33 protein-coding genes are annotated in these 21,299 nt (G+C 60.2%); 12 read left to right on the top strand and 21 right to left on the bottom strand.

What is annotated here, in order from left to right; translation table 11 throughout:
- The 6 genes from DOM36_RS20250 to DOM36_RS02365 all read left to right on the top strand — a co-directional run.
- A partial coding sequence (locus DOM36_RS20250; protein ID WP_198651175.1) for a hypothetical protein occupies positions 1 to 1,057 on the top strand: 1,057 nt, incomplete at its 5' end.
- Positions 1,054 to 1,380, top strand: coding sequence for a hypothetical protein (locus DOM36_RS02385; protein WP_110641100.1), 327 nt, complete (start codon positions 1,054 to 1,056; stop codon positions 1,378 to 1,380). The genes DOM36_RS20250 and DOM36_RS02385, both read left to right, overlap by 4 nt.
- Complete coding sequence (locus DOM36_RS02380) at positions 1,380 to 1,706, top strand: hypothetical protein (RefSeq protein ID WP_110641097.1); 327 nt, start codon at positions 1,380 to 1,382, stop codon at positions 1,704 to 1,706. Before DOM36_RS02385 ends, DOM36_RS02380 begins: the two co-directional genes overlap by 1 nt.
- Positions 1,699 to 1,992, top strand: a complete 294-nt coding sequence (locus DOM36_RS02375; protein ID WP_110641095.1) for a hypothetical protein — start codon at positions 1,699 to 1,701, stop codon at positions 1,990 to 1,992. The genes DOM36_RS02380 and DOM36_RS02375 overlap by 8 nt, the downstream gene beginning before the upstream one ends.
- Before the next feature lie 164 nt (positions 1,993 to 2,156).
- A complete protein-coding gene (locus tag DOM36_RS02370) occupies positions 2,157 to 2,636 on the top strand; it encodes a hypothetical protein (protein ID WP_110641093.1) in 480 nt (159 codons plus the stop codon).
- Positions 2,637 to 3,299, top strand: a complete 663-nt coding sequence (locus DOM36_RS02365; protein ID WP_110641091.1) for an SOS response-associated peptidase — start codon at positions 2,637 to 2,639, stop codon at positions 3,297 to 3,299. It begins immediately after the preceding gene.
- Between the two features lie 67 nt (positions 3,300 to 3,366).
- Here the strand turns inward: DOM36_RS02365 and DOM36_RS02360 are convergent, their stop codons facing one another.
- From DOM36_RS02360 to DOM36_RS02345, 4 genes are all read right to left on the bottom strand, one after another.
- Positions 3,367 to 3,942 (bottom strand): hypothetical protein, encoded by a 576-nt coding sequence (locus DOM36_RS02360; protein WP_110641089.1) that lies wholly within the window; start codon positions 3,940 to 3,942, stop codon positions 3,367 to 3,369.
- A gap of 184 nt (positions 3,943 to 4,126) precedes the next feature.
- A complete protein-coding gene (locus DOM36_RS02355; protein ID WP_110641087.1) occupies positions 4,127 to 5,401 on the bottom strand; it encodes a Y-family DNA polymerase in 1,275 nt (424 codons plus the stop codon).
- Entirely contained in the window at positions 5,398 to 5,844 is a 447-nt protein-coding gene (gene umuD, locus DOM36_RS02350; protein WP_110641085.1) for a translesion error-prone DNA polymerase V autoproteolytic subunit, read from the bottom strand. The genes DOM36_RS02355 and umuD overlap by 4 nt, the downstream gene beginning before the upstream one ends.
- Positions 5,841 to 6,089 (bottom strand): DUF1654 domain-containing protein, encoded by a 249-nt coding sequence (locus DOM36_RS02345; RefSeq protein ID WP_110641083.1) that lies wholly within the window; start codon positions 6,087 to 6,089, stop codon positions 5,841 to 5,843. Before DOM36_RS02345 ends, umuD begins: the two co-directional genes overlap by 4 nt.
- Before the next feature lie 370 nt (positions 6,090 to 6,459).
- Here DOM36_RS02345 and DOM36_RS02340 point away from each other — a divergent pair, with 370 nt between their 5' ends.
- Both DOM36_RS02340 and DOM36_RS02335 read left to right on the top strand, forming a co-directional pair.
- The gene (locus DOM36_RS02340; RefSeq protein ID WP_232823704.1) at positions 6,460 to 7,494 is read left to right on the top strand and encodes an endonuclease/exonuclease/phosphatase family protein; all 1,035 of its coding nucleotides are present in this window, start codon (positions 6,460 to 6,462) and stop codon (positions 7,492 to 7,494) included.
- 93 nt (positions 7,495 to 7,587) lie between these two features.
- A complete protein-coding gene (locus DOM36_RS02335; RefSeq protein WP_110641081.1) occupies positions 7,588 to 7,989 on the top strand; it encodes a lysozyme inhibitor LprI family protein in 402 nt (133 codons plus the stop codon).
- Positions 7,990 to 8,234: 245 nt separating this feature from the next.
- Here DOM36_RS02335 and DOM36_RS02325 read toward each other — a convergent pair whose 3' ends face one another.
- The 17 genes from DOM36_RS02325 to DOM36_RS02250 all read right to left on the bottom strand — a co-directional run bounded on the left by DOM36_RS02325 (position 8,235) and on the right by DOM36_RS02250 (position 17,546).
- On the bottom strand, positions 8,235 to 9,500 hold the full coding sequence (locus DOM36_RS02325; protein ID WP_110641079.1) for a tyrosine-type recombinase/integrase: 1,266 nt from the start codon (positions 9,498 to 9,500) through the stop codon (positions 8,235 to 8,237).
- 257 nt (positions 9,501 to 9,757) lie between these two features.
- Positions 9,758 to 10,900 (bottom strand): site-specific integrase, encoded by a 1,143-nt coding sequence (locus DOM36_RS02320; RefSeq protein WP_110641077.1) that lies wholly within the window; start codon positions 10,898 to 10,900, stop codon positions 9,758 to 9,760.
- 230 nt (positions 10,901 to 11,130) lie between these two features.
- On the bottom strand, positions 11,131 to 11,685 hold the full coding sequence (locus DOM36_RS02315; RefSeq protein WP_110641075.1) for a 3'-5' exonuclease: 555 nt from the start codon (positions 11,683 to 11,685) through the stop codon (positions 11,131 to 11,133).
- On the bottom strand, positions 11,682 to 11,924 hold the full coding sequence (locus DOM36_RS02310; protein WP_110641073.1) for a hypothetical protein: 243 nt from the start codon (positions 11,922 to 11,924) through the stop codon (positions 11,682 to 11,684). Before DOM36_RS02310 ends, DOM36_RS02315 begins: the two co-directional genes overlap by 4 nt.
- Entirely contained in the window at positions 11,921 to 12,181 is a 261-nt protein-coding gene (locus tag DOM36_RS02305; RefSeq protein ID WP_110641071.1) for a hypothetical protein, read from the bottom strand. Before DOM36_RS02305 ends, DOM36_RS02310 begins: the two co-directional genes overlap by 4 nt.
- Positions 12,178 to 12,666: a hypothetical protein gene (locus DOM36_RS02300; protein ID WP_110641069.1), complete on the bottom strand. Its 489-nt coding sequence runs from the start codon at positions 12,664 to 12,666 to the stop codon at positions 12,178 to 12,180. The genes DOM36_RS02305 and DOM36_RS02300 overlap by 4 nt, the downstream gene beginning before the upstream one ends.
- Positions 12,663 to 12,959, bottom strand: coding sequence for a hypothetical protein (locus DOM36_RS02295; RefSeq protein WP_110641066.1), 297 nt, complete (start codon positions 12,957 to 12,959; stop codon positions 12,663 to 12,665). Before DOM36_RS02295 ends, DOM36_RS02300 begins: the two co-directional genes overlap by 4 nt.
- The gene (locus DOM36_RS20245; RefSeq protein ID WP_198651174.1) at positions 12,959 to 13,582 is read right to left on the bottom strand and encodes a hypothetical protein; all 624 of its coding nucleotides are present in this window, start codon (positions 13,580 to 13,582) and stop codon (positions 12,959 to 12,961) included. The genes DOM36_RS02295 and DOM36_RS20245 overlap by 1 nt, the downstream gene beginning before the upstream one ends.
- A gap of 87 nt (positions 13,583 to 13,669) precedes the next feature.
- On the bottom strand, positions 13,670 to 14,476 hold the full coding sequence (locus DOM36_RS02285) for a DUF2303 family protein (RefSeq protein ID WP_157958537.1): 807 nt from the start codon (positions 14,474 to 14,476) through the stop codon (positions 13,670 to 13,672).
- 90 nt (positions 14,477 to 14,566) lie between these two features.
- Complete coding sequence (locus tag DOM36_RS02280; RefSeq protein WP_110641062.1) at positions 14,567 to 14,953, bottom strand: hypothetical protein; 387 nt, start codon at positions 14,951 to 14,953, stop codon at positions 14,567 to 14,569.
- A 51-nt stretch (positions 14,954 to 15,004) separates the two neighbouring features.
- The gene (locus DOM36_RS02275) at positions 15,005 to 15,373 is read right to left on the bottom strand and encodes a pyocin activator PrtN family protein (RefSeq protein ID WP_110641060.1); all 369 of its coding nucleotides are present in this window, start codon (positions 15,371 to 15,373) and stop codon (positions 15,005 to 15,007) included.
- On the bottom strand, positions 15,366 to 15,644 hold the full coding sequence (locus DOM36_RS02270) for a phage antirepressor KilAC domain-containing protein (RefSeq protein ID WP_110641058.1): 279 nt from the start codon (positions 15,642 to 15,644) through the stop codon (positions 15,366 to 15,368). The genes DOM36_RS02275 and DOM36_RS02270 overlap by 8 nt, the downstream gene beginning before the upstream one ends.
- Before the next feature lie 11 nt (positions 15,645 to 15,655).
- Complete coding sequence (locus tag DOM36_RS02265) at positions 15,656 to 15,961, bottom strand: hypothetical protein (RefSeq protein ID WP_110641056.1); 306 nt, start codon at positions 15,959 to 15,961, stop codon at positions 15,656 to 15,658.
- Complete coding sequence (locus tag DOM36_RS02260; RefSeq protein WP_110641054.1) at positions 15,958 to 16,287, bottom strand: hypothetical protein; 330 nt, start codon at positions 16,285 to 16,287, stop codon at positions 15,958 to 15,960. The genes DOM36_RS02265 and DOM36_RS02260 overlap by 4 nt, the downstream gene beginning before the upstream one ends.
- The gene (locus DOM36_RS02255; RefSeq protein ID WP_110641052.1) at positions 16,284 to 16,541 is read right to left on the bottom strand and encodes a hypothetical protein; all 258 of its coding nucleotides are present in this window, start codon (positions 16,539 to 16,541) and stop codon (positions 16,284 to 16,286) included. Before DOM36_RS02255 ends, DOM36_RS02260 begins: the two co-directional genes overlap by 4 nt.
- A complete protein-coding gene (locus DOM36_RS19935) occupies positions 16,538 to 16,714 on the bottom strand; it encodes a hypothetical protein (protein ID WP_157958536.1) in 177 nt (58 codons plus the stop codon). Before DOM36_RS19935 ends, DOM36_RS02255 begins: the two co-directional genes overlap by 4 nt.
- A gap of 97 nt (positions 16,715 to 16,811) precedes the next feature.
- Positions 16,812 to 17,546: an XRE family transcriptional regulator gene (locus tag DOM36_RS02250; RefSeq protein ID WP_110641050.1), complete on the bottom strand. Its 735-nt coding sequence runs from the start codon at positions 17,544 to 17,546 to the stop codon at positions 16,812 to 16,814.
- Positions 17,547 to 18,038: 492 nt separating this feature from the next.
- Between DOM36_RS02250 and DOM36_RS02240 the strand changes: the two genes are divergently transcribed.
- From DOM36_RS02240 to DOM36_RS02225, 4 genes are read left to right on the top strand one after another with little or no spacing between them, the layout of a single operon-like run.
- Positions 18,039 to 18,539 carry a phage regulatory CII family protein gene (locus DOM36_RS02240; RefSeq protein WP_110641048.1) on the top strand — a complete coding sequence of 167 codons (501 nt, stop codon included), beginning with the start codon at positions 18,039 to 18,041 and terminating at the stop codon, positions 18,537 to 18,539.
- Positions 18,539 to 18,748, top strand: a complete 210-nt coding sequence (locus tag DOM36_RS02235) for a TraR/DksA C4-type zinc finger protein (RefSeq protein ID WP_110641046.1) — start codon at positions 18,539 to 18,541, stop codon at positions 18,746 to 18,748. The genes DOM36_RS02240 and DOM36_RS02235 overlap by 1 nt, the downstream gene beginning before the upstream one ends.
- Positions 18,745 to 19,773, top strand: a complete 1,029-nt coding sequence (locus DOM36_RS02230; RefSeq protein ID WP_198651173.1) for a PriCT-2 domain-containing protein — start codon at positions 18,745 to 18,747, stop codon at positions 19,771 to 19,773. Before DOM36_RS02235 ends, DOM36_RS02230 begins: the two co-directional genes overlap by 4 nt.
- Positions 19,773 to 21,233, top strand: coding sequence for a virulence-associated E family protein (locus DOM36_RS02225; RefSeq protein ID WP_110641042.1), 1,461 nt, complete (start codon positions 19,773 to 19,775; stop codon positions 21,231 to 21,233). Before DOM36_RS02230 ends, DOM36_RS02225 begins: the two co-directional genes overlap by 1 nt.
- Positions 21,234 to 21,299 lie beyond the last annotated feature (66 nt).

Raw genomic sequence — 21,299 nt, 5'->3', positions numbered from 1 at the left:
CGTCGGCTACATGACGCGGTTCGTGCCGTGCCTGGTGGGCGCGGTGAAGATGGCCGCGTTCTCCAAAGGCCAGGCCGACGCCGCCGGGCAGTTCGCCGCGACATGCGAAGAACTGCGGAACGAAGCAGCACAGTCAAAGGAAGCTGCGTCGACCAGTGCTGGCAAGGCAGCAGCGAACAAGCTGGCCACCGACGATGCGCTGACGGAAGCTCGGGAACGGATCGGCACCAGCCAAGAACTGGCAGCTGCCCGGGACACCGCCCAAGAGAACGCCACCGCGACTGGACAGGATCGGCAAGCGGTCGCTGCCGACCGCCTGCAGACCGGCAAGGACCGAGCCGCGACTAAGGCCGATGCCGAAGCCACGGCCGCCGATCGCCAGCAAACCGGCGAAGATCGAACCGCCACAACCGCCGCTGCCGAGGCCACGGCCGCCGATCGACAGCAGACCGGCGAAGATCGCACGGCGACGACTGCTGCTGCCGAAGCCACGGCCGCCGATCGACAGAAGACCGGCGCGGATCGCGAGGCGACGGGTAATGATCGTCAAGCTGCGGAGACCGCAGCGGCTAGCGTTGATGCCGACAAGATAATGCATGCGAAGGGCTCCGGCCTGCCGAATGAGGTGGGCACTGCTGCATTGCGTGATGTTGCTGGTACTGGTGAGGTTTACGCGAGAGGTGGCATCGTTGGCACGGTAGAAGATACCGGTGGTGTGCCAAGCGGCGCGATTATTGAGAGTGGATCGAACAGCACTGGTAGATATACAAAACTTGCAGATGGGACGCTAGAGACTATCCAGTTAGGTGTTGGAGAGGCGGTGCCTGAACCGGTTGCAATAGTTTTTCCACATGCCTTTTATGGCGATTTGCCCGATATATCACTTACGCCTATCAACACGACTACAACTGATAGGATTTTCACCTGCAATATTGCAGGTCGGTATAAAGATAAAGTCTATGTGAAGCTATTTACAGCAACAAATCCAGCTGCACCAGTTTTTACAGATACTACCTGCAACGTCATTGTAAAGGCTTCCGGAAGGTGGAAAGCATGAAACTTAAACTGATTCCACAATGCGGCGACAATGACGTCTCCTTTTCTGCCCTAGGTCAGGTATTGACCGTTATCGTCAACGGCAGTGTTGAAACCTTTGACTTCACAAGCGCAGGCGATGGTACGTTCAATGGATTTGAGTCGGATGTGCTGCCTTCCATGCCTCTGCTATCAGCGACGAAAACCGATGGCGTTATCGAGGTTTTGGCGATCGGTTGCTATGGCCCCGAGCCCGTTCGCGAGGAAGAGGAAACCGACGACGCATTTCAAGCGCGCCATGCCGAGTGGGACGCCCTGCGCTTCAATCGAGAGGTGGAAATCTGATGGGCTCATTTACGCATACCCCAGCGCCGACCGCCGAAGAACTGGCAGTGCTCGAAGCAAAGCGCGAGCGCGACGCGTTCGTTTCCGCTCGTGCCGACCAGGTCGCCCGTATCAAAGTCACCAACGCTGCGGGCAACACCTTCGACGGTGACGAGACAAGCCAGAATCGTATGGCCCGTTTCGTTGCCATGGCCGAAGACTCCGACACGATCCGCTGGGTGCTCGCCGACAACTCCGTGATCCAAGCCACCAGGGCGGAACTAAAAGAAGCCCTGACGCTGGCCGGGCAGGCTCAGGCGGCTATCTGGATCGACGCCGATGAATAAAACTCACTGGGAACATCTAGCGATCGCCATCGGGCTACAACTCATGTTGTGGCCTTTTTTTGGCCTCGCCGTCGCCGGCGTCATCGCGGTGACGGCATTCTTAGCGCGTGAAATCGCGCAGCACGAATACCACCTCGCCCGAGATCGCGGGTGGGAGTGGGGCGACGTGATGCCCGTGCGCTGGTATGAGGGGCTGTTGTACTGGTCCCGCGATTCCGCACTGGATGTGCTGACGCCGGCGGCGGGGTGCGCCGTGGTGGCCATCATAGGCTGGTTGCTGGGGTAACTCGGCGGCCGAGAAAGAGAGGAGCGACCTGCGTGGGTGTGGTTTATCATAAGCATATCCAAGCGCTAAATTAAGTCGCGAACTTTAGACATTTCTCTTGTGTGATCTTACACTTTCCATTTTACTGGCCGTGATGTTTCACCAGTCTACCAATAGGATTATGAATGACTGCATATATTTCTATTATTGTGTCTGTTCTCGCGTTAGGGGTCTCGGTGGGGACGTATTTTGTAAGCTCCTATAACCAAATTATAACCAGTGCGGTTCAGCAGCAGTCTAGAGCGAATCTTCTAGTTAAAAAAGCCGAGTCAATACTTTACTTTGCTGAAAGTGTAGAAGAAAACAGTGGAAGCATTAATATTCCTGAGGGTGCGTCCCCCGATAGGCTCCACGCCAAAGCTGAAAAACTATATTCTGCAGCAAAATCTTCAGAAGATTCGATAAATCATCAGCTCGACAAGCTTCAGCCTGGAATTCCAGCCTTTAAAGATATTTTGAAGCAGACACATACCATGCATACGATCCAGCAGTACGAGCTGGCTCTAAACAAAGCATACTACGCCTTGACTGAAATCGAGAGCTACGCGCAGGTTGTCTCTCAGCAAACTGGCGTGCGATTCGTCTCAATGGATATCCCAAAATAAGTGTGCGGACGATACGCTTTCTACACGATGGATTTCTCGGCGCTCGCTGAGGCCGTGGCCCAGCCCGACCTCTTCGTTGACGCTGAGCCCCGTTACAACGTGCCGCCGGGCACGTGGATCAGTGTCGCACGCCGTGCTGACGACGAGGCGCTGGTGACGATCGAGCAGCTCTGGTGGGGATATCGGCCGACGTGGGCGGACACTACAGCGCCGCAGCCGATCAATGCGAAAGCCGAGACCGTGGCAAAATCGCGTTACTTCGCCCCGGCGTTCAAGCGCCACCGTTGCTTGATACCAGCAGATGGCTGGTACGAGTGGCTATCCGCCGATGGTCGCAAGCAGCCGCACTTCATAACCCGATCTGACGAGCAGACGCTATACCTGGCTGGCATCTGGACGGATCGAGGCGAAGACAAGCCACCAGGTGTAGCGATTATCACCGAGCCGGCGCGGGGCAGTGCGAAAGAGGTTCACGACAGGATGCCTCTGGCGCTGGATAACGACTCGCTCGAGCCATGGCTTGACCCGCACTTCACAGAGCGCGACGCCATCCGAGGCGTCACTCGTCATATCGACGCCGGTCTGATCCGGCATTGGTCGGTAAGTACCGCCGTCAATCGACCCGGTGACGATCGTAACGCGGCTCTGATCAACCCTCTGTAACGAAAAGCCCCGCTCCTGTTGGGCGGGGCCTGCGCGTACGTTTAGCGAATCACCTCGCTATTTTTCCTCAGCCGTCTTTGGTGTGGTACTCGGTGTAGCTCTCATAATCTTCCTCTTCCTCCTCGTCCAGAACAGACTCGCCGTCATGTTCAGGGCACTCACCTCGGAAGTTGATATTCTCAGCTCGATAGACGACGTCCGGCCCGCAGAATCTGCACGTGGCATACGCCTCAGCTTCCTGCTCGGCACATGTTTCACAAACGTAGCCATCAACAAATTGGCACCGGCCGGGCTCAAGCAGTGGCTGAATTCCAACAACCTTATTGCCGCATGATTCGCAGGGAGGAGCCAAGCCTGCGTGAATAACTGCAGCTACATAATCAGTACTTGATTGCTGCAGAGGTGTCGGCTTCATGCTAGATATCACCGCCTCCATTCTGTCTAGGTCGGGATCATATTCTTCGGCTAGCTCTTCGTTCTCGACGTCAAACCCATCATCGATCAAAGCTTTTTTCGAGTTGTATCCACAGTATGCCGCAATCACTTGATGTGCGTGAGATGAGCCTACTTTATCGCCGTCTTTACTGAATTCGTCGCGAAGGAATTTAGCCGCGACTTTCAACTGGTCGGTGTAATCATTCATGTCGAACGCTCCATTTCGCGCTAGGCAGCCGTTTCCCAGTGAGCATTTAAGCAAGCTGCCAGCGCATAGAACGCTGATAGTTTGGTGGTGCGAAGTGAAGCTGATTGAGGTTGCTCACAGCCAAGGCTAGCCACGCCTTCAGCGAACATATCTCAGCTTCGGCTGGGTAGTCAATCTCGTAATCTCACTTCAGGTGGGCCACCGGCAGCTCGTCCCACCGTGTTGTGTACCGGTTCGTCAGCAGCTCGGCTTTCAGCTTCCAGTCCGCTTTGCCCTTTGTGCCGCCCAAGCGCAGTGTGCCGCTCCCCATGCGTTTGTTCAGTTCGTCCATCACCGCTGATGCCTTGGCCGATCGTTCCCGCTCGGCGTCGCTCTCTGGTGAATCGAAGATGTCGTGCTGCATGGCGTCAGACTGCACGAGATCGAGCATCATCACGCCCGCTTTCATGTAGCGATAGCCATCGCGCCACATGCGTTTGAGCGCGGCCTGGGCGGCACCGACAATCACGCGGGTGTCGTTACTGGGGTGGGGGAGCTGAACGATTAGCGCGGGGTGGTATTGCGCCAGGTCTTCCCTGTGCTTGTTGGTTTTCAGGTGAACCTGAATCGCCCGGGCCACGCTGCCTTGCTTGCGCAGCTTCTCGGCACCTCGGGCGGCGTGCGCGCGGATCGCTTGGCGCACCTCGTGCGGGTCGCTCGAAAGCCGGCCGAACGATCGGCTGGTCATGATGTTCTTCTTCGGCTCGCCATAGTCATCTGTGTCGATGCAGTCGGTGCCACGCAGCTCATAGACGAGCCGTTCCTGCACGACCGAGAACCGTTGCCGGATCCGCTTTGGGTCGGCCTCGCGTAGCTGCCAGGCGGTAACAATGCCCATCTGGCTCAGCCGTTGGCCAAGGCGTCCGGACACGCCCCAGAGATCAGTGACGGGTAAATCCTCGAGGACCGCGCGCGTCTCGTCGCTGTCGGGCTGCATCAGGCATACGCCGTCGCGCCCCGCGCCTTTCTTCGCCCGTTTGTTCGCGAGCTTGGCCAGCGTGCGTGAGGTCGATAGCCCGACGCTGACCGGTATGCCAGTGTTGCGTCTTACGACACGCCGCATCTCGATGCAGTGGTCGATCAGCCCATCCAGGGGGAAGCCATCGAATCCCAGGAATGACTCGTCGATGGAGTAGATCTCGACGTCCGGCGTGAAGTCGCGCAGTGTCGCCGTCACGCGCCGGCTCATGTCGCCGTAGAGCGTGTAATTCGACGAGACCAGGATCAGCTGTCGCCGGGCATCGGGTGGGATCTTGAACGTAGGCGCGCCCATCTCGACCAGCTCTTTCGCTTCGTTGCTCCGCGCGATCACGCAGCCATCGTTATTCGAGAGTACGGCAACAGGCCGGCCTTCCCAGTCAGGGCGAAACACGCGCTCGCAGCTCGCGTAGAAGTTGTTGCAGTCGACCAGGCCGATCACGACCGCCCACCCCGGTGCGAATGGACGTTATGAGTGACGACGCCCCAGAAGTGACACTCGGCGTTGGCCAGGGGGATCGGCTTGTAGTTCTCGTTACCGGCGAGCAGATAGGGGCGCTGGCCGATTTTGCCGAGGCGCTTGCAGGTGATCTCGCCGTCGACGGCGATCACGACGATGTCACCGTCGGTCGGCTCGAGTGAGCGATCGACGACGAGAATGTCCCCGCTGAATATCCCGTAGCGCTCCATCGAGTCGCCAGCGGCGCGGACATAGAACGTCGCGCTAGGGCGCTGCACAATGTGTGCGATCAGATCTAGCTCTGCCTCGATGTAGTCATCGGCGGGAGAGGGGAAGCCGGCGCGGGCTTCGCCAGCGGCGAGAGGTATCATCACCGGCTGCGCGCCTTGGTCGTACTGGCCCAGGTACTGAACGGGGATCGTCATGATGCGGCCTCCGCTTCCGCTGCGTTCCAGGTGATCAGCGCCTCGGCAACGCCGACGCGAGATACCGAGACGTAGTCCAGTTCCTCGAACTCACCGAGCATGCGATTCCATGCGGCGGGATCATCCTCGTCGAAGCGGTAGACGGTGACAGCGAACTGCTCGCGATCGCGCGCCCGGGCGATCTGCTGCTGGATGCGGCGGCTCAACTGCTGATAAGACGCGGCGGCTTTGAATTGTGCGGACATGACAGCGTGCTCCCTAAGAATACTGTATGTGCGTACAGTATCGGGTAGACACGCTCGGCGGATCAAATAGCGTAATTTGGCTATAACAGTGATTATTGCAGGAAAAACTCTATATTAGCAGATGCCGAAATTCAGAAAGGGCAATCACTTACGTCTGGATCGAGGTTCGATAAAAATTCTTCGGTAATCCTCTGCACAGGATGCTCGCATTTAGCTGCACTTCGAAGGCGCTGAGTTATCAGAAGGGGTTCGGATCCAGTGTTCTCAGGTGAGCATGTCGCGTAGATTCCCCTCGCGCTGACCACCCACCAATTCGAGACCCTCTATGCTCTGCTGGAAACGATCCCTGTCGCTCATCTCACCACTCGTCGTGGCTGTGTCTTTCGCACCCCATGCAGCAGCTGACATCACCGTCGGTAGCTGGAACCTCAAGCATCTAGGGTGGAACAACGGCAAGCGCTTGGACGCCGTCGCTGACGTCGCGAAGGGCGCCGACCTGTGGGCGCTTGAGGAAGTGATGGACGACAGCGCCGTGACACAGCTCGAGCGTGAGCTGGAGCGGCAGACGGGTGAAGCCTGGAGCTCGATGACCTCCCACACGGTGGGGCGCAGCTCGTACCGCGAGAGTTACGCCTACCTGTGGCGAGACAGCGCCGTCGAGTATACCCAGGGCGCTGTAGTGTATTTGGATCCCGGCGATCTGTTCGCGCGGGAGCCGTACTTGGCGGAGTTCCGTGACAAGGATACCGGCGACAAGATCGCGATGGCCGCGGTGCACATCGTCTATGGCGACAACCGCGCCGATCGCACGCCAGAGATCCGTGAGCTGGCCAGCATCTGGGAGTGGATGCGCGAGGTCTACCCGGATAGCGCACGCGTCATCGCTGGCGACTTTAACCTGCCGCCCAGTGATCCCGCCTGGCAGCCGCTACGCGATACTGGCGCTCGGCCGGCCATTACCCGTGGCGCCACGACCCTGAGCGAGACCGACGGCCAATACGCCAGCCTCTATGACAACTTCTGGTATGACCCCGGCGAACTCAGCGTGACCGGTACCGGCATCGTCCGCTTTCCCGAGATGCTCGACATCGATCATGCCACAGCGCGTGACATCGTCTCAGATCACGCCCCCATCTACCTGACCACTGGCAACGCGCAGGCGAGATTCTCCGGCGCGGATGAGCTGGCGGGCGAGGGTGGTCAAGCGAGTGGCCCAAGCTGCATTGATCTAGACACGGCCACGGCGAGCGAGCTGGACCGGCTGCCCAATGTCGGCCCGGCCCGTGCACATGACATCATCGACGGGCGGCCCTGGGCGACCGCCGATGATCTAACGCGCATCAGCGGTATCGGTACATCACGGGCACACGAGATCGCGGCGAGCGGGCTGGTGTGCGGTACTTGAGACCATGGTTTACGAGCAAGTCTCTCGTACGTTGGCTAGGGTGAGCAGGGCATGGCGACCAATAGAGCACAACACCAGAAGCGAGGTGAAAGGATGCGAAGTTTTCTCATGGTTTCAGGGCTGGCACTGGCTAGCCTGAGCGGATTGGCCCAGGCGGCCCCGTCCTGCGACGACGCAACCACTCAGCAGGAGATGAATGCCTGCGCGGGCGAGGGCTACCAAGCCGCTGACAAGGAGCTAAATACCACCTATGACGAGATCATGGGCCGGCTCGATGGCGACTCGAAGGATCGGATGAAGACGGCCCAACGGGCCTGGATCAAGTTTCGGGACGCCGAATGCGAATTCGTGAGTGGGCCGACCTCTGGAGGCAGTGCCAATTCAATGGTCAAAGTCGGATGCCTGGAGAACCTGACCCAGCAACGTACTGAGACGCTGAAGAGCTACTCGCAGTGCGAAGAGGGCGACCTGAGTTGCCCGGTACCCCGGCAATAAATCATCGGGTAAGGGAATGCTGACGGAAAATGGGCTTGTTCATTGTGATGACATAACAGTGAGTGCAAAGTCACTGATCAATCACCTGAGGCAAATGGGAAGCGGTATTGCTGCCAAGCCTGCGCCGACGGTCACGCCGATGGCAGTAAGGGATGCGGCCACAATTGCAACTGTGGGTAAGTCCATGATCCCGGCGTACGCCGCCGGGATGGATGTAGGGAGACTGTCCCATAGGAGGGGCGGGTCTACCCTGCTGGGCTAGAGTGGCCGCTGGAAAGGCCGATCACCTCACGGGCAAACCGCGCCTCCTGATCTTTGGTGATGCTAAGCTCGAGCGCTTCCAGGTAATCGCTGTACCACTGCATCATCTGGCGCCGCTTCGATAGGTAGGCGGCTTGGTTATAGACGCCGGCGACACCTTCTTCCTTATGCGCCAGCTGGGCCTCGACGAGATCCCGATGCCAACCATGCTCACGGAGCAGCGTCGATGCCGTATGCCGCGAGCCGTGGCCGACCAGCTTGCCTTTATAGCCGACCATGGCGATCACCTTGTTGATGGTGTTCTCGCTCAGCGTCGGGTTCTTGGGGCCATTCCCTGGGAATACCCACTCGCCGCGGCCCGTAATCTCATACAGGCCGCGGAGATCATCCACGCTCTGTCGTGAGAGCGGGACCAGGTGGTCTCGGCGCATCTTCATCTTGGCGGCGGGGATCGACCATAGCGCCTCGTCGAGATCGAACTCAGACCATTTGGACAGACGAACCATTCCCGGCCGTGAGGCCGTGCGAAGGACCAGCCACGCAGCGGTGCGCGAGATAATACGACTACTGGAATGCCGGAACGCCTGTAGGAATGCCGGTAGCTCAGGCTCAAGCAGGTGAGGGTAGGGCTTCGTCTTGGGCGCTTCGGCAGCGATATGGCGCAGCTCTGAGGCAGGGTTTAGCTCGCACTTACCTTGCCCGATCGCGCGCGAAAAAATCTGATTGATCCAAGAGCGCACTTTCTTCGCGATGTTGTGCGCGCCCCGGGCCTCGAGCTTTTCCTGGATCTTCGCGCAGTCAGCACGAGTGATCGAGGACAGCGTCTTCTTTCCGATCGCGGGGAAAATATCGCTGTCCAGATAGCGGCGCATCTGATCTGTCGTGCCTGGCGATCGTCCGGCGGCCAGTTTGGTTTGGTACCAGTCCTCGGCAGCCGTCTCAAAAAGGTGCTGCTCTTGTACACTCTCCTTGTACACCCGAAGGTCCACACCGTCCGCCGCCATGGCATTGAGTCGCTGGGCTTCTTTCCGGGCAGCTTTGCCCGAGACACGCGGGAAAGAGCCGAGCCCCATCCATGCCCACTTTCCGGTGGGTCGTTTGTAGCGGAGATTCCAGGACTTGGAGCCGTTCTTGCGCACCTGCAGATATAGCCCGTTACCATCCAGCTCGCGATAGTCCGAGCTTTCAGGCTCGAGCGAAGCCAGAACGGTATCGGCCAACGGCCGCCGCTTGATCTGCGATCGTTTCATAAGCGCTCCCCAACGCATCCCGTGTACACCAGAACTTTCAGTGTACATGCTGGTGTACACCGCGAGAACTTGTGAAACAGGTTCGGAGGGTTAGATCAGGTGAAATAAAGCCACGAGAACGCAGGCTTTTTGGGGGTCTGAGTTACTTCAGGAGAGATCAGAAAAGCTGTTTTGGTGCGGATGGGGAGACTCGAACATTCCTAGCATCCCCATATAACAGTCACTTAGCGGAAGATGCTGACCAAATGCTGACTGTGCTACGTGAACATCTCGACTGCGCGTAGCCCCAGATCGGGCGAGGCGTTGGGGATCCACTGGGCGTAGGTGCGGGCGGTAAATACTACGTCCCGGTGTCCCATCTGTTTACTGACCCAGGCGAGCGGCTCGCCGGCCGAGAGCATCATCGATCCGTAAGTGTGCCGAGTCTGGTAGGCGGTTCGGTACCGGACGCCTGATCGCTTCACTGCGGGTCGCCAGAGCTTCTCCCGAATGTCTGAATCACTCTTGAACGGCAGTTGACTCTTCGGCCAGAGGAACACCTTTCCGGAGGGATGGAGCAGCGTGTATTGCTTCTGCCGCTTGAGCGCCTCCAGCGCCGGTGGCAGCAGGGCGACGACGCGGTTTCCCGCCGCCGTCTTGGTGTCTTCGATTTCTCCCTTGGCGGCCGCCGTGCTGGATTTCGTCACCCTGACCTCCTTCCGATCCCAGTCGATGTCGCTCCACTCGAGAGCGATGTACTCGCTGGGGCGTAGCCCGGTCCAGATCGCGAACTGGAATAGCGGCCGCACCTCGTCTCGCATCGCGCCAAGGATGCGGGCCTGTTCGTCGCGGTTGAATGGGTCGGGGCCTTTACTCGGGTTGGGCTTTTCCTGCTTGCGATAGTGCCAGCCATGTAGCGGGTTGGTCTGGATCAGTTCGTCGTGCGCGGCGTCTCCCATCGCCCCGCGCAGCACGGTGAGTATGTTGCCGATGCGCTTGTTGCCGGACGTGAGCGTGGCGATCCAGTTTCTGACCGCTGGGCGCGATATTTCGGGCAGTAGCAGGTGACCTAGGGCCGGCACGATCAGCTGTTCGATGATCTTCTCATAGGTCTGGATCGTCGAGGCCTTGAGCGTGGGGCGCTTTCCGTCCAGCCAGGCGCGCAGGTAGTGATCCAAGCGATCGCCGCGGATGAAGCGGCGGGCGTTCTTGCTGCGGGGGAAGGTGACGGCGTAGTCGAAGGTGCCGTTGTCGATGCTGTCGAGGATTGCGGCGCGGTGGCGCGCCGCCTTTTTCAGATTAGCGGGGGTGGGCTGCAGCTTGATTCGTTCGCGGCAGCGCGCTCCCTGGTAGTAGAAATCGATCTCGATTGTGCTGGCCGAAGCGGCCCGGACGCCGTCGAAGTCGGTCGGTTTACCCACTGTTCATATCCTTGAATCGATACCAGGATGCGCCCATCAGGCGCTTTCTTGTACTCGTGCCCCTCGCGCCACTGGCCTCGTTTGATCTTGGCGCGCACGGCTTCGGCCGAGTAGCCGGAGTGCTCGGCAAACTTCTCGACGGTGAGATGATCAAGCGCGAGCATGGCGGCCCTCCGTGTCTATCACGATCATCCGTGCCTGGCGTGGCATTCTGTTCGGTGTAATGCCACTCATCGCTCCACCGCCTTGGTACCTACCAACTGTTCGAATTTCTTAACATCGGCCAGTTGGGCCTTGGCATCCGACAGCGCATCGTGGGCGGTTTCGGGCTCGGTTCGGCCGACGATCATGCGAGCCGTGCGCACGTCGCGTTCGACCCAGGAGGGCCATGGCTTGTGTGGCTTATCGTCTATAAACGCGCCGCCGGATAGGAAGTCGGCGAGGATGTCGCAATCGAACGAGGGCGCATTTCCCCAGACGTAACACGATGGAGCGTTGCGCAATTTGTTCTGATTGAAGAATTCAAGAACCCGGCGGCGTACCGCCGCGCATGGAAGCTCTTCGGACTCGATAATCGATCGGCGGGCATTTTCGGACTGACCGAGCCACCATCTGAACGTGCCAGCGTCGACGGTGCGGCCGTCACTGATTTGCTGGTTGAGGTTGGGTGACAGCACCAGCTCGTCGCCCTGGTCGGTCACAATCGCGATCGTGAGGATGACGGCGTTATTGCACGTGTCTAGCGTCTCGAGGTCGATGCTGTAGTGCTGGATCAAGTCGGTCATCGCTCCATGCCCTCCCGTTGGCGGCGGGCTTGCTCGGCGCGCTTGGCCTTCTGGCGGGTGCGTCGGTCAGCGGCGGCGGCTTTGCGGCCTTTGCTATCCGCCGGGAAGCGCTCGGCGACGTAGGGGCGGATCGGTTCGGCGGTGATCTCGGGTGCGGCTTTGGGCTTGCGGTTCTTCCAGCCGAGGCCGGTACCGAACGCACCGGCGATCGCGGTAATCAGGGTGTGCTTGCTGCTCATTCGAGATCCCCCCGGCTGCTGGCGCCACCACGGCGGCGGTAGAGTTCCTGGCCGGCGAGCAGTGCCTCGAGCGGGCCGTATTGCTGGATGTGCCGGCGTAGCTCTTCCGGCGAGAGCCAGTGAACGTCCTCGTCGCCTTCGCCGTGAACGACACGCATGCTGAGCGGTGCGAGTCCACGCTGCAGGCGGCGCCTGCTGAACTCGATCACCTCGAATTGCGGGTACTGGCTTATGGGCCGCTGGGCTGACTGGTTCATTCGTCGGCTCCCGCATCTGTCTGAACTTCAATGACGCGAATGCGGCGCGGCTGTAACGCAGCGATCTCGTCGATATCCTCTTCCGTGCAGCCAATAAAGTCGGATGGTTCAGTCATGCCGGCGGCGATCAGGATTTCCTCGACCATCGTGAGATCGTTCTGACGGGCAAGCATTGCGCAGCAGGCGGCTGTCTGGCACCGGGAAGTGTGATCTCGGATCTGCTCGTCGCGCTGGGCTAGGCTGATTTCGGGGGTGTCTTCCAAGGCGAAGGCGACACGCCCGTCCCAATCTTCTTCGTCCCAAGATTCAGAGCCATCACCGATGAAGTCGCCATGATGCTCTTTCAGCAGATCAGTAAGCCGATCAACATGCGCCGCCAGGGCGTCACATTCTGCCGCGTGCTTAGTGGCTGCCTGATAAGCGGCCCGTGCCGCCTGCTCGGAGCTCTGGAAGGTAATTCGCCAGGCTTCGTAAGAGAGGCTCATGCCGCACCTCCGGCGTAGTCGCGGAACAGTCGGGTGGAAAGTCGACCGCTGGGCGTGGTGAGCCAACGAGTGAATTGGCGTTGTGACTGTGCGCGCTTGTAGCTCGCGGTGAAGCGCTCGCTGTTGTTCTTGCGGCGTTCCGGCACAGGTGCGATGAGGTCGTCGCCCCGGTGGCCTTTCTTCCAGCGGTCGGCGAGCGTCTCGAAGTTGATGCCGAACTCCGTTTCCATCTCGGCCACGGTGACGCGCTGGCCGGTGTGGGGGTGTTCGACGATGAAGCCTTTGTTGGCCATCAGACGGCACCTCCCGCGCGTTGCTCGGCACGTGCTAGGCGTTCCATTTCGGCGAGGGTGAGGGCGCCGGCTTTTTCGAGGTTGCGACCGGCGTTGTCGCTGGGCTTCCACCACGTGTCATGCCAAGGCCAGCCTATCGGTGTGCCACTGGCCGCCAGATGTGGATGAACCAACTGCTCAACCGAGCGATTCGCATAGCAGCAACCGGCGGCAAGCAGCATGCCTTCGGCATACGCGTCATCATGCGCCACCGTCCAGCCCTCGGCCTCGACCTGTCGGCGACGTTCGTGGGCGATGGCGGCGAGCGGTGCGGCGGTTTCTTCCTGCGCCAGCAGCAGTTCGGCGAGCGGTGTCAGCGGCTTGAGCGCGAGCAGGACGGTGCAGTCCTCGCTTTCGTAGCGAACCGCTTCGCCAAAACCTGCGGGCACCTCAAAAGGCAGGCTGGCGATATAAGAGTCGGGGCTTCGTGCGTAGGTTTCGAACGCTTCTTGGTCGATGTCTTCGGGGTCGATGGGCGGTTCGTGGCACTCGGTGTGCACGTCGAACCCAAGGGGCCCGAATATCTCTCTGGGTAGGCGTTCGTCGAAGAGTCGGTGGCTGTAGACGATTTCGATCAGTCGCATTGGTTTGCTCTCTTGTGGTGGAGACCCGCCGCCGGTGGTGGTCGGCGGCGGGTGGTCAGTCGTCAAGGATTCCTTGACCGCTGGGGCTCAGCCCTTATTGAAGTTGCCGAGCAGGAGGGTGGTGTGTTCGTCGAGGTGGCTGGCGAGTACGCGCTTGAACTCCTGGGCGATCTCTTCTTTCACGGCTTCCAGCCCGATCAGGCGCAGCTTGAGCTTGGGCTTTTGGTCGTCGGCGATGATCGAGACGCGCAGCGTGAAGGTGCGCAGCGAGAGCCCTTCATAGGGCGTGCAGGTGAAACGGATGATCGAGGGCGTGCGGGCGCCGGTTGTGGCGTCCAGGCGGTCGAGGCCGGAACGGCTGGCGCTCCAGTCGCTGTCCTCGTGGGTGCTTTCACTGCTGGCTTTGATCTCGATACGGCGGACGGCGGCGGCGAGCTGGTTCGCGCTCATGCTTTCGCCGGTGCTGTCCTCGCCTTCAATGTTGCCGTTCCAGTCCTCGATCCACGCGGCCAGGTCTTTCTGGGCGTAGGCGGTGCCATTGGCGTTGAGCAGGGCGGCAAAGGGAGCGGTCTTGTCGAGTGCGAGTGTGGCGGTGTGGTCCGCATGGCCGGGGTCCAGATGCGTGCCCAGGTCGAAGAATGCCTTGGCTTTCATGCTGTCGATATCGACGAAGACACGGGATACGTCTTCGTCGTTGACGTAGGCGGCGTAGTCTTCGATGGAGGTGGTGGCGAAGTTGCCCCGGAAGCGGCCCGGGTTCTCCATGTACTTTTCGAGCGAGACGAGATCATAGCCACGAGGGACCAGCATGGTCGGCACGTGGGTGCCGGGGTGGCCGATCGTGCCGGCCTGGACGAGGTCTTGCAGCTTGTCGATTGCGTCGGCGTCAAACATGGGTGATTCCTTCATTGGTTTGGTGTGGTGGTGCCGGGCTTGGCCCGCCCGGCGTCGGGCTGAGTTGTTGCATGTCATGCAACAACTGGGTCAGGCGTTGGCGTTCTGGCCGGCCTTCTCGGCATCGCCTTGCGTATCAAACTGGAACTTGCCCTGGTTCTCCGGGAAGAGCGTCAGCTTGCCGCCCTTGCCGACGTAGAGCGGGGTGGAGGTGGTGTTCTCTTCGCTGCGCTTACCCTTGGCGGTCGGCTCGACGAACGTCAGCTTGTGGCTGACATCGACCTGGCTGGAGCTGGCGATCTGTTTGACGTCCAGCGTGATCGTGACCTTGCCGGCCTTGCCGGTTTGAACGACGCCGGTGGCGACGGCAGATAGCGCGTGGCCGATCTTCTGGTGGAAGACGCCGGCATCGAGATCGTCGAGCAGTTCGGCGAGGTTGGTTCCGGTACCGGTGGTGGTCGGTTGGTTCTGGCTCATGATTGGTTTCCTCGTGGTGTGGTGGTTGGCTGGGCGTTCGCTCAGCCGGTGCTAGCCGACCAGTGATGGCGGCTTTTCGTGCTCGGTGGTCGGAATGGCGCGGCGGTAGTAGCTCCATTGCCGGGGACTGAGTTGGCGCACGCTGTCGTGCGCCTGGCGTTCGATAAGCACGGCGAGGTGGTAGATGCAGATGAACCCCTGCGCCTTCTGACTGCTATCCAGCGTCGTGACCGGCAGATCGATCTGGCCTTCGCGGATGGCGCGGCGGAACCGGTCCGGCCCCAGGTTGCGGAAGTAGCGGGCGCGGACGGCTTCGAGCGGGATCAGCACGTCGCCGAACTGCTCGAACAGCAGGGCGACGGTGCTGCTGTCGTTGCTGGCGTCTTCGTTCTGCCAGGCGGGCGGTGTGAGTTCAGGCATCGTTCGCCGCCTCGCGGTGGATGCGTACGCCCAGCTCACCGGCGAGCCAGAGCAGGCCGCGTTCCGTCACCAGCGTCTTGCCGTAAGGCACCTCACGGCCAAGGCCCGAATTGACGACCGATTTCATCTCGACGGTGAACCGGCCGCGGCGGACGTGTTCCGGCTCCGGCAGGTTGTGAGTGTCGAAGACGTGGCGTTCGCGTAGCTGACGGCAAAGCGTGGTGCGGCCGGTGCCGAGCAACTTGGCGGCGGTTTGCAGGTCGTAGCGCATGGTGGCCTCCGTCAGTGTTGGAGCCGGCGCAGCAGTTGGCCCAGCGTCCAGGCTGCATCCGCGTCGTTGGCGTTGTGCTGGTTCACCAGCACCTGGCCCTTTGAGTTCTGGATGCAGAGCGAGATACCCGCGCAGGTGCGCTCGACATGGCCGCTTGCGATGACTTCGCCGCCGCTCTCGATGGTGAGCGGGTAGTGTTTGCCATCGAGCGTGGTGCTGACGACCTGCGCGGCGTGCTGGACCGGTGGCAAATAGCCGAGGATGACGCAGCGGGACGGTGCCAGTTGGGTGATGAGATCGAGGGCGGGTGCGTTCATGCGCGGGCCTCCGGCTTGATCAGCAGGCTCTGCAGGTAGGCGATGGTCTCGCTGAGATCATCCAGCGCGGTTTCCGAGAGTGCGGGGCGGCCATCGTGATTGCGGGGCAGGTAGATCGTTTTCGCCCAGATCGACTGGGCACCGAGCTTGTGAGGCGCTTTGGTGACGCGGATGTCCAGCTCGTAGGTGTGGCCCCAGAGATAAACGTGAACCGAGTATTCGCCCTGTGCGCTCACGTCCAGTGATAGGTCTTGAACGCCATACATGAGGGCGCGCATGCCGCTGGTGATCGCCGGGGCGGCAGCGGGGTAGCTGAGGACTGTCATGCTTCCACCTCGGTGACGTTGTACTCGTCTTTGAGGCGGTCAAGGAGTTCCCAGTAGAGTTCCTGGCGAGGAAAATCGTTGAGTTTTACGAATGAGTTCGGGGCGTCGCTTAATTTGGCGTCGGCGCGATCCGGCCGGTTTGGTCGTTGTCGGATCGTGACTTCTATTGTAACCGGGCCGTGGGTGGCAGGTAGCGTTAGCGTGCCGCCTTCCGCGCACATCTTGTGCAGAGCAAGAACTTGAGAGCGGTTCATGCCGTCACCGCCTGGCCGCTATGCGCGGTCATCGGGATCAGGCGGGCGGCGTTGGCGCCGAGGACAACGAGCATGCCGGTTTCACGCTGAATGCGTTGGATGCTCTCGGGGTTGGAGCCCGACGCCGGGTGCAGATACACCCGGCCCGGGGTCTTGCGGGTATTGGTTTGCATTTCGAAGGCTCGACCTGTGGTGGAGGTACAGGTCGAGATTAGTCTGGCTGTTATTATCAGTCAACAGTCAGGCTAATATTTTTAGCGAAGGATGTCGCTAGAGGTCTTCAAGCTTCCATTTGGCTTTGCCAACGACAATCCAGTCATGATCCATGCGGAGGTAGCGTGGCGAGAAATTCTCGTTGAGAGCACACAGATAATAATCCTCACCTTCCTTGCGTAACTGCTTGAAGGTGCCGGTATTGTCGTCCTTGCGAGCGAAAACGTAGTCTCCCACTTTCCACTCAAGATCCGGGTCGATGATGACTTTGTCAGAGTCGACGAATTTCGGTTCCATCGAGATGCCTTCGATACGAAGTGCAAATGCCCGAGGTCCGGTAGGTCCAGGAGCGGTCACCCATTCCTCTATGTCTTGTTCTTCGAAAATCTCTAGAAGCCGGCCTGCGGATGCCTGCCCTATGACGGGTAGACGCCGAGCGGTGTAGCCGAGGACCGACGCGTTTTCGGCGACGCCTTCGGAACTTTTGGGTACATGGTAGCGATAGGTCGTCGGCATTTCTTCCACCAACCGAGGGCTAACCTCTGCTGGGTCGAATTCCAGAGCCTTGGCAAGCTTGAGAAGTGCCTCGAGGTTGAGAGTCAGTCGCCCGGTAAGATACTGGCTGACTGCGCTTTGACCCGACCAGCCGCACATCTCAGCTATGAGTTCTTGGCTGAAAGGCTTTTTGAGGAGCTTTGCCCGCGTTTTCCGATTCTCGTATATCTCACGCAGACGGGCGTGCTCTTGTCTGGTGACGTCGAGATGGGGCTTGGATAAGTCGATCTGTGGCATTACCCAAGCTTATATTTTGACCGTGTCTGAACAAGACGTTTAGCTAATATTTGTTGCGTCAATAAATTAGCTGGGCTACTGTTGGGCAACGATAAACCAGGATGTGGCTATGGCGTCCGACATGACTCTCAAGGAATTCGTTGAACAGCACTCGCAAGAGCGGGTGGCGCATATGATGGGTATGACCCAAGGGGCCGTATCTCAGATGCTCCGTTCCAAACGGGCCTTGTTCGTAGCCGTGGACGCAGATCAACCCTGCGGTTACCGTTTTTATGAAATCAAGTCGCTCGGTCGAAATCGAGCGGCTTGAGGGTGCCGGGTAGAGCGAATGCTCAGTCTGGCGGTGCCTGGGAAGGTTTCTCCACCACAGATCTGCCTTCCCAGGGCTTTGTGTGACGCAGAAGAGCAAACCAATAAAGCTGTCTGCGCCACGGTCTCAATAGTACACCACCTAGAGACCGTGGCGCATGGCAACGATTCAGGAGTAATGCCATGGGCAAGCAGTGGATGTCCTCCCGTGAACGCGCCTCGACCGAGGTGCTTCCGCTTAACCTTTCCCTCTATCACGCCGCGCGGGACTACCCTGGCGGCATCAAGGCCGTTGCCGCGGTGCATGGTCTCAACTCGACCACGCTGCAGCACAAGCTGAGCCCGACTCACGAGCCGCACAAGGCGAACATCGACGACCTGGAAGCGGTGCTGTCGACGACGCTTGACCCGCGCGTGCTGGATAGCCTCGGCGAGATAGCCGGCGGGGCGATCTGGGTGATCCCTGCGGACCTGGCCGATGATGAGCCGGAGTTGGGCATGCTCGGCTCGATCACGCAGCTGCAGGAAGGCGTCTTCGAGATGTTGCGTTCGCTGACCGAGAGCCTGAACGACAAGATTCTCGACGTGCATGAATCGCGGGAACTAAGCCTTCGCGTGCGCCGCTTGATGTCTTACGTACTGGCCGTGGAACTGGCGGCGCAGCAGTTCGAGGAGGGCGAGTAATGGCCGATAACGCGGATATCGCCCGAGACCTGATCGACGAGACGGTCGAGCGGGCCCTGGCCCAACGTAACGGCCCGCGTCGGCATGTGGTGCCGATGGATGACGAGTGCGTCGATTGCGGCGATGACATCCCCGCGGCGCGGCGCGAGCGGATGCCGTACGCGCTGCGGTGTTTCGAGTGTCAGTCGCGAAAGGAGGGGCGCCGGTGAATCTCATCACGACGTTGGACGAAGCGGCCCAGGTGGTCGCTTTTATTGCGCCTGACGACCGCGATCTATGGATCAACGTGGGCAATGCATTGAAAAGCGAGTTCGGCGAGGACGCTTTCGACACATGGGATGCGTGGAGCCAAGGCGGGCAGAGCTACAGCGCGGCGGATGCCAAGGCGGTCTGGCGCAGCTTGAGTCTGGGCTGTGTGTCGTTCGGGTTCGTCGTCAATGAGGCGAAGCGCAATGGCTGGAAGCCGCAACGCCGGGAGATGAGCGCGGCGGACAAGCGCCAGATGCGTGAAGAGGCAGATAAACGCCGGCAGGCGCGACAGGCCGAGATTGAGGCGGATGATGCGCGGCGTGATGCGATGCAGCGGCAGGTGGCGATGGCGTGCCGGCTGGTGCTGAAACAGCACGTGCAGCCGACCGGTGCCAGCCAGTACCTCGGCACGAAGCAAGTGCAGGCGCACGGGGTCACGTTCCCCAAGCATTCGGTGCTGATCGCGATCGACGACAAGGCGCAGCGTGCGGACGTGTGGCCGGGGCCCGAGGTCAAGCGGTTCTTCGACGACATGGCGGGCAAGCGCCCGGATCATCTGTCGTTCCTGCTGATCAAGAAGGGTGACATCGTCATACCGCTGCGCGACGGGACCGGCCAGGTGTGGTCGCTGCAGGTGATCAAGCCCGAGGGCAAGAAGCTGTTCCCGAAGTACGGTCGTAAGGCCGGCTGCTTTCATCTGATCGGCGACCCGTCTACCGTCGACACGATCGCCGAGGTCGAAGGCTATGCGACGGGCGCGAGCGTATTCGAGGCGACCGGCTGGCCGGTGGCGGTGGCGCTGGATTCGGGCAACCTGGCGCGCGTAGGGCAGACACTGCGGCTGGCGTATCCGGAGCATCGGCTGGTGATCGCGGGTGACGACGATCCGGATAACCCGAAGAACCCAGGTCGCAAGAAAGCCGAGGAAGTCGCGCGCGGCCTGGGCGCGGTTGCGGTGTTCCCGACGCTTGGCGAGGTGGCCTGATGGCAGATTGGAATGACCTGCGCGTGGCGCAGGGGCTGCCTGCTGTGCGCGAGCAGTTGTTGCGGGCGGTCGAGGCGGCGAATGATGAGCCTTCATACTCCACCGAAAGCCTTGCGGCGAGCAATGATCAAAACCCCGATGAGGGGCGCAAGCCTAACGTGGGGTATGAGCCGCCTCAGGACCATGACGCGGAACTCGATGCGCTAATGGAGCGGCTGCGCTTCACCGACAAGGGGGCTATCAAGCCGGAGCTCTCCAACGCCTACGAAATCTTCAAGCATCATCCAGTATGGAAGGGCATGTTGGCGTTCAACGAATTCACGCGGGAGGTCGACAAGCTGCGGGCACCGCCCTTCCCGAACGGGGAGGCGGGATCGTGGCGCGATGCCGATGCAGGGCATGCGCTGGTCTGGCTGCAGCAAAAGATGAGCATGGGCATGGGTCATGTGCCGACGGCGGACAAGGCGGCGATGACTGTCGCTGACGAGTTCCGGTATCACCCGGTGCGCAACTTCCTCGAGCTGTTGCCCGAGTGGGATGGTGTTGACCGCCTGACTGGTCTGATGTCGGATGTGTTCGGTTCGGATGCGACCGAGTACACGGCTCACCTTGGCAAGGCGATGTTGGTTTCGGCGGTCGCGAGGATCATGGACCCGGGCTGTAAGGTCGATGAGATGGTGATCCTCGAGGGCGGGCAGGGGTTGGGCAAGTCGACGTGTATTCGTCAGCTGTTCGGCGCTCAGTGGTATGTCGAGCTATCCGAGGCCCCGGACAACAAGGATTTCTTCCTCACGATTCAGGGCGCCTGGGCGGTCGAGATCGGCGAGCTGCAGTCGTTTTCGAAAGCCAATATCACGATGGTCAAAATGGCGATAACGCGACGCGACGACAAGTTTCGGCCGCCTTATGCCGTCCGCCCGATCTCGCACCCTCGGCAATGCATCTTCATCGGTACGACCAACGCCACTGAATATCTGATCGATTCGACCGGTGCCCGGCGCTTTCTACCCGTGGCTTGCCGTAAGGCTGACGTGGGGTATATCGAGCAATGGCGGGTCCAGCTATGGGCGGAGGCCGTCAGGCGTTATCGGGATGGCTTCAAGTGGTGGGATGTGCCAAAGGGCGAAGCAGAGCAGGAGCAGGATCAGCGATACCTGGAGGACCCATGGGAGGAGCGCATCTGCGACTACCTGGATGGCAAGGCGCAGGCCAACGCCTATCCCGATTGGCGCAACGGTGGCGCTCGTGCCGACATGATAAACAAGGTGACGACGCGCGAACTCATGGAGAACGCGCTGCGCCTCGACGTTGGTCGGCAGGGCATGCAGGAGCAGCGGCGAGTCGGCAACATCATGCGGCACCTTGGCTGGCTCAAGCAGAAGCAGCAGCGTTCGGCCATCACCGGCCAGAGAATCCGGCCCTACCTGCGCCCTGGCGCTGATCCAGAAGAGGAGAAATGACGATGATCTGTCACAGGTCCACTGAGGTGTCACAGATTTTGTCACAGGTCGTCTTTAAAAAAAGTC

The organism is Salinicola sp. CPA57 (genome assembly GCF_003206035.1).
Lineage (GTDB): Bacteria > Pseudomonadota > Gammaproteobacteria > Pseudomonadales > Halomonadaceae > Salinicola > Salinicola socius.
This window is presented reverse-complemented; position numbering and strand designations above follow the sequence as displayed.

Bases quoted from the DNA above. Each gene is read 5' to 3' on its own strand.
- DOM36_RS02385 (WP_110641100.1), top strand. From the start codon at position 1,054: ATGAAACTTAAACTGATTCCACAATGCGGCGACAATGACGTCTCCTTT.
- DOM36_RS02380 (WP_110641097.1), top strand. From the start codon at position 1,380: ATGGGCTCATTTACGCATACCCCAGCGCCGACCGCCGAAGAACTGGCA.
- DOM36_RS02375 (WP_110641095.1), top strand. From the start codon at position 1,699: ATGAATAAAACTCACTGGGAACATCTAGCGATCGCCATCGGGCTACAA.
- DOM36_RS02370 (WP_110641093.1), top strand. From the start codon at position 2,157: ATGACTGCATATATTTCTATTATTGTGTCTGTTCTCGCGTTAGGGGTC.
- DOM36_RS02360 (WP_110641089.1), bottom strand. From the start codon at position 3,942: ATGAATGATTACACCGACCAGTTGAAAGTCGCGGCTAAATTCCTTCGC.
- umuD (WP_110641085.1), bottom strand. From the start codon at position 5,844: ATGACGATCCCCGTTCAGTACCTGGGCCAGTACGACCAAGGCGCGCAG.
- DOM36_RS02345 (WP_110641083.1), bottom strand. From the start codon at position 6,089: ATGTCCGCACAATTCAAAGCCGCCGCGTCTTATCAGCAGTTGAGCCGC.
- DOM36_RS02335 (WP_110641081.1), top strand. From the start codon at position 7,588: ATGCGAAGTTTTCTCATGGTTTCAGGGCTGGCACTGGCTAGCCTGAGC.
- DOM36_RS02325 (WP_110641079.1), bottom strand. From the start codon at position 9,500: ATGAAACGATCGCAGATCAAGCGGCGGCCGTTGGCCGATACCGTTCTG.
- DOM36_RS02315 (WP_110641075.1), bottom strand. From the start codon at position 11,685: ATGACCGACTTGATCCAGCACTACAGCATCGACCTCGAGACGCTAGAC.
- DOM36_RS02310 (WP_110641073.1), bottom strand. From the start codon at position 11,924: ATGAGCAGCAAGCACACCCTGATTACCGCGATCGCCGGTGCGTTCGGT.
- DOM36_RS02305 (WP_110641071.1), bottom strand. From the start codon at position 12,181: ATGAACCAGTCAGCCCAGCGGCCCATAAGCCAGTACCCGCAATTCGAG.
- DOM36_RS02300 (WP_110641069.1), bottom strand. From the start codon at position 12,666: ATGAGCCTCTCTTACGAAGCCTGGCGAATTACCTTCCAGAGCTCCGAG.
- DOM36_RS02295 (WP_110641066.1), bottom strand. From the start codon at position 12,959: ATGGCCAACAAAGGCTTCATCGTCGAACACCCCCACACCGGCCAGCGC.
- DOM36_RS20245 (WP_198651174.1), bottom strand. From the start codon at position 13,582: ATGCGACTGATCGAAATCGTCTACAGCCACCGACTCTTCGACGAACGC.
- DOM36_RS02285 (WP_157958537.1), bottom strand. From the start codon at position 14,476: ATGTTTGACGCCGACGCAATCGACAAGCTGCAAGACCTCGTCCAGGCC.
- DOM36_RS02280 (WP_110641062.1), bottom strand. From the start codon at position 14,953: ATGAGCCAGAACCAACCGACCACCACCGGTACCGGAACCAACCTCGCC.
- DOM36_RS02275 (WP_110641060.1), bottom strand. From the start codon at position 15,373: ATGCCTGAACTCACACCGCCCGCCTGGCAGAACGAAGACGCCAGCAAC.
- DOM36_RS02270 (WP_110641058.1), bottom strand. From the start codon at position 15,644: ATGCGCTACGACCTGCAAACCGCCGCCAAGTTGCTCGGCACCGGCCGC.
- DOM36_RS02265 (WP_110641056.1), bottom strand. From the start codon at position 15,961: ATGAACGCACCCGCCCTCGATCTCATCACCCAACTGGCACCGTCCCGC.
- DOM36_RS02260 (WP_110641054.1), bottom strand. From the start codon at position 16,287: ATGACAGTCCTCAGCTACCCCGCTGCCGCCCCGGCGATCACCAGCGGC.
- DOM36_RS02255 (WP_110641052.1), bottom strand. From the start codon at position 16,541: ATGAACCGCTCTCAAGTTCTTGCTCTGCACAAGATGTGCGCGGAAGGC.
- DOM36_RS19935 (WP_157958536.1), bottom strand. From the start codon at position 16,714: ATGCAAACCAATACCCGCAAGACCCCGGGCCGGGTGTATCTGCACCCG.
- DOM36_RS02250 (WP_110641050.1), bottom strand. From the start codon at position 17,546: ATGCCACAGATCGACTTATCCAAGCCCCATCTCGACGTCACCAGACAA.
- DOM36_RS02240 (WP_110641048.1), top strand. From the start codon at position 18,039: ATGGGCAAGCAGTGGATGTCCTCCCGTGAACGCGCCTCGACCGAGGTG.
- DOM36_RS02235 (WP_110641046.1), top strand. From the start codon at position 18,539: ATGGCCGATAACGCGGATATCGCCCGAGACCTGATCGACGAGACGGTC.
- DOM36_RS02225 (WP_110641042.1), top strand. From the start codon at position 19,773: ATGGCAGATTGGAATGACCTGCGCGTGGCGCAGGGGCTGCCTGCTGTG.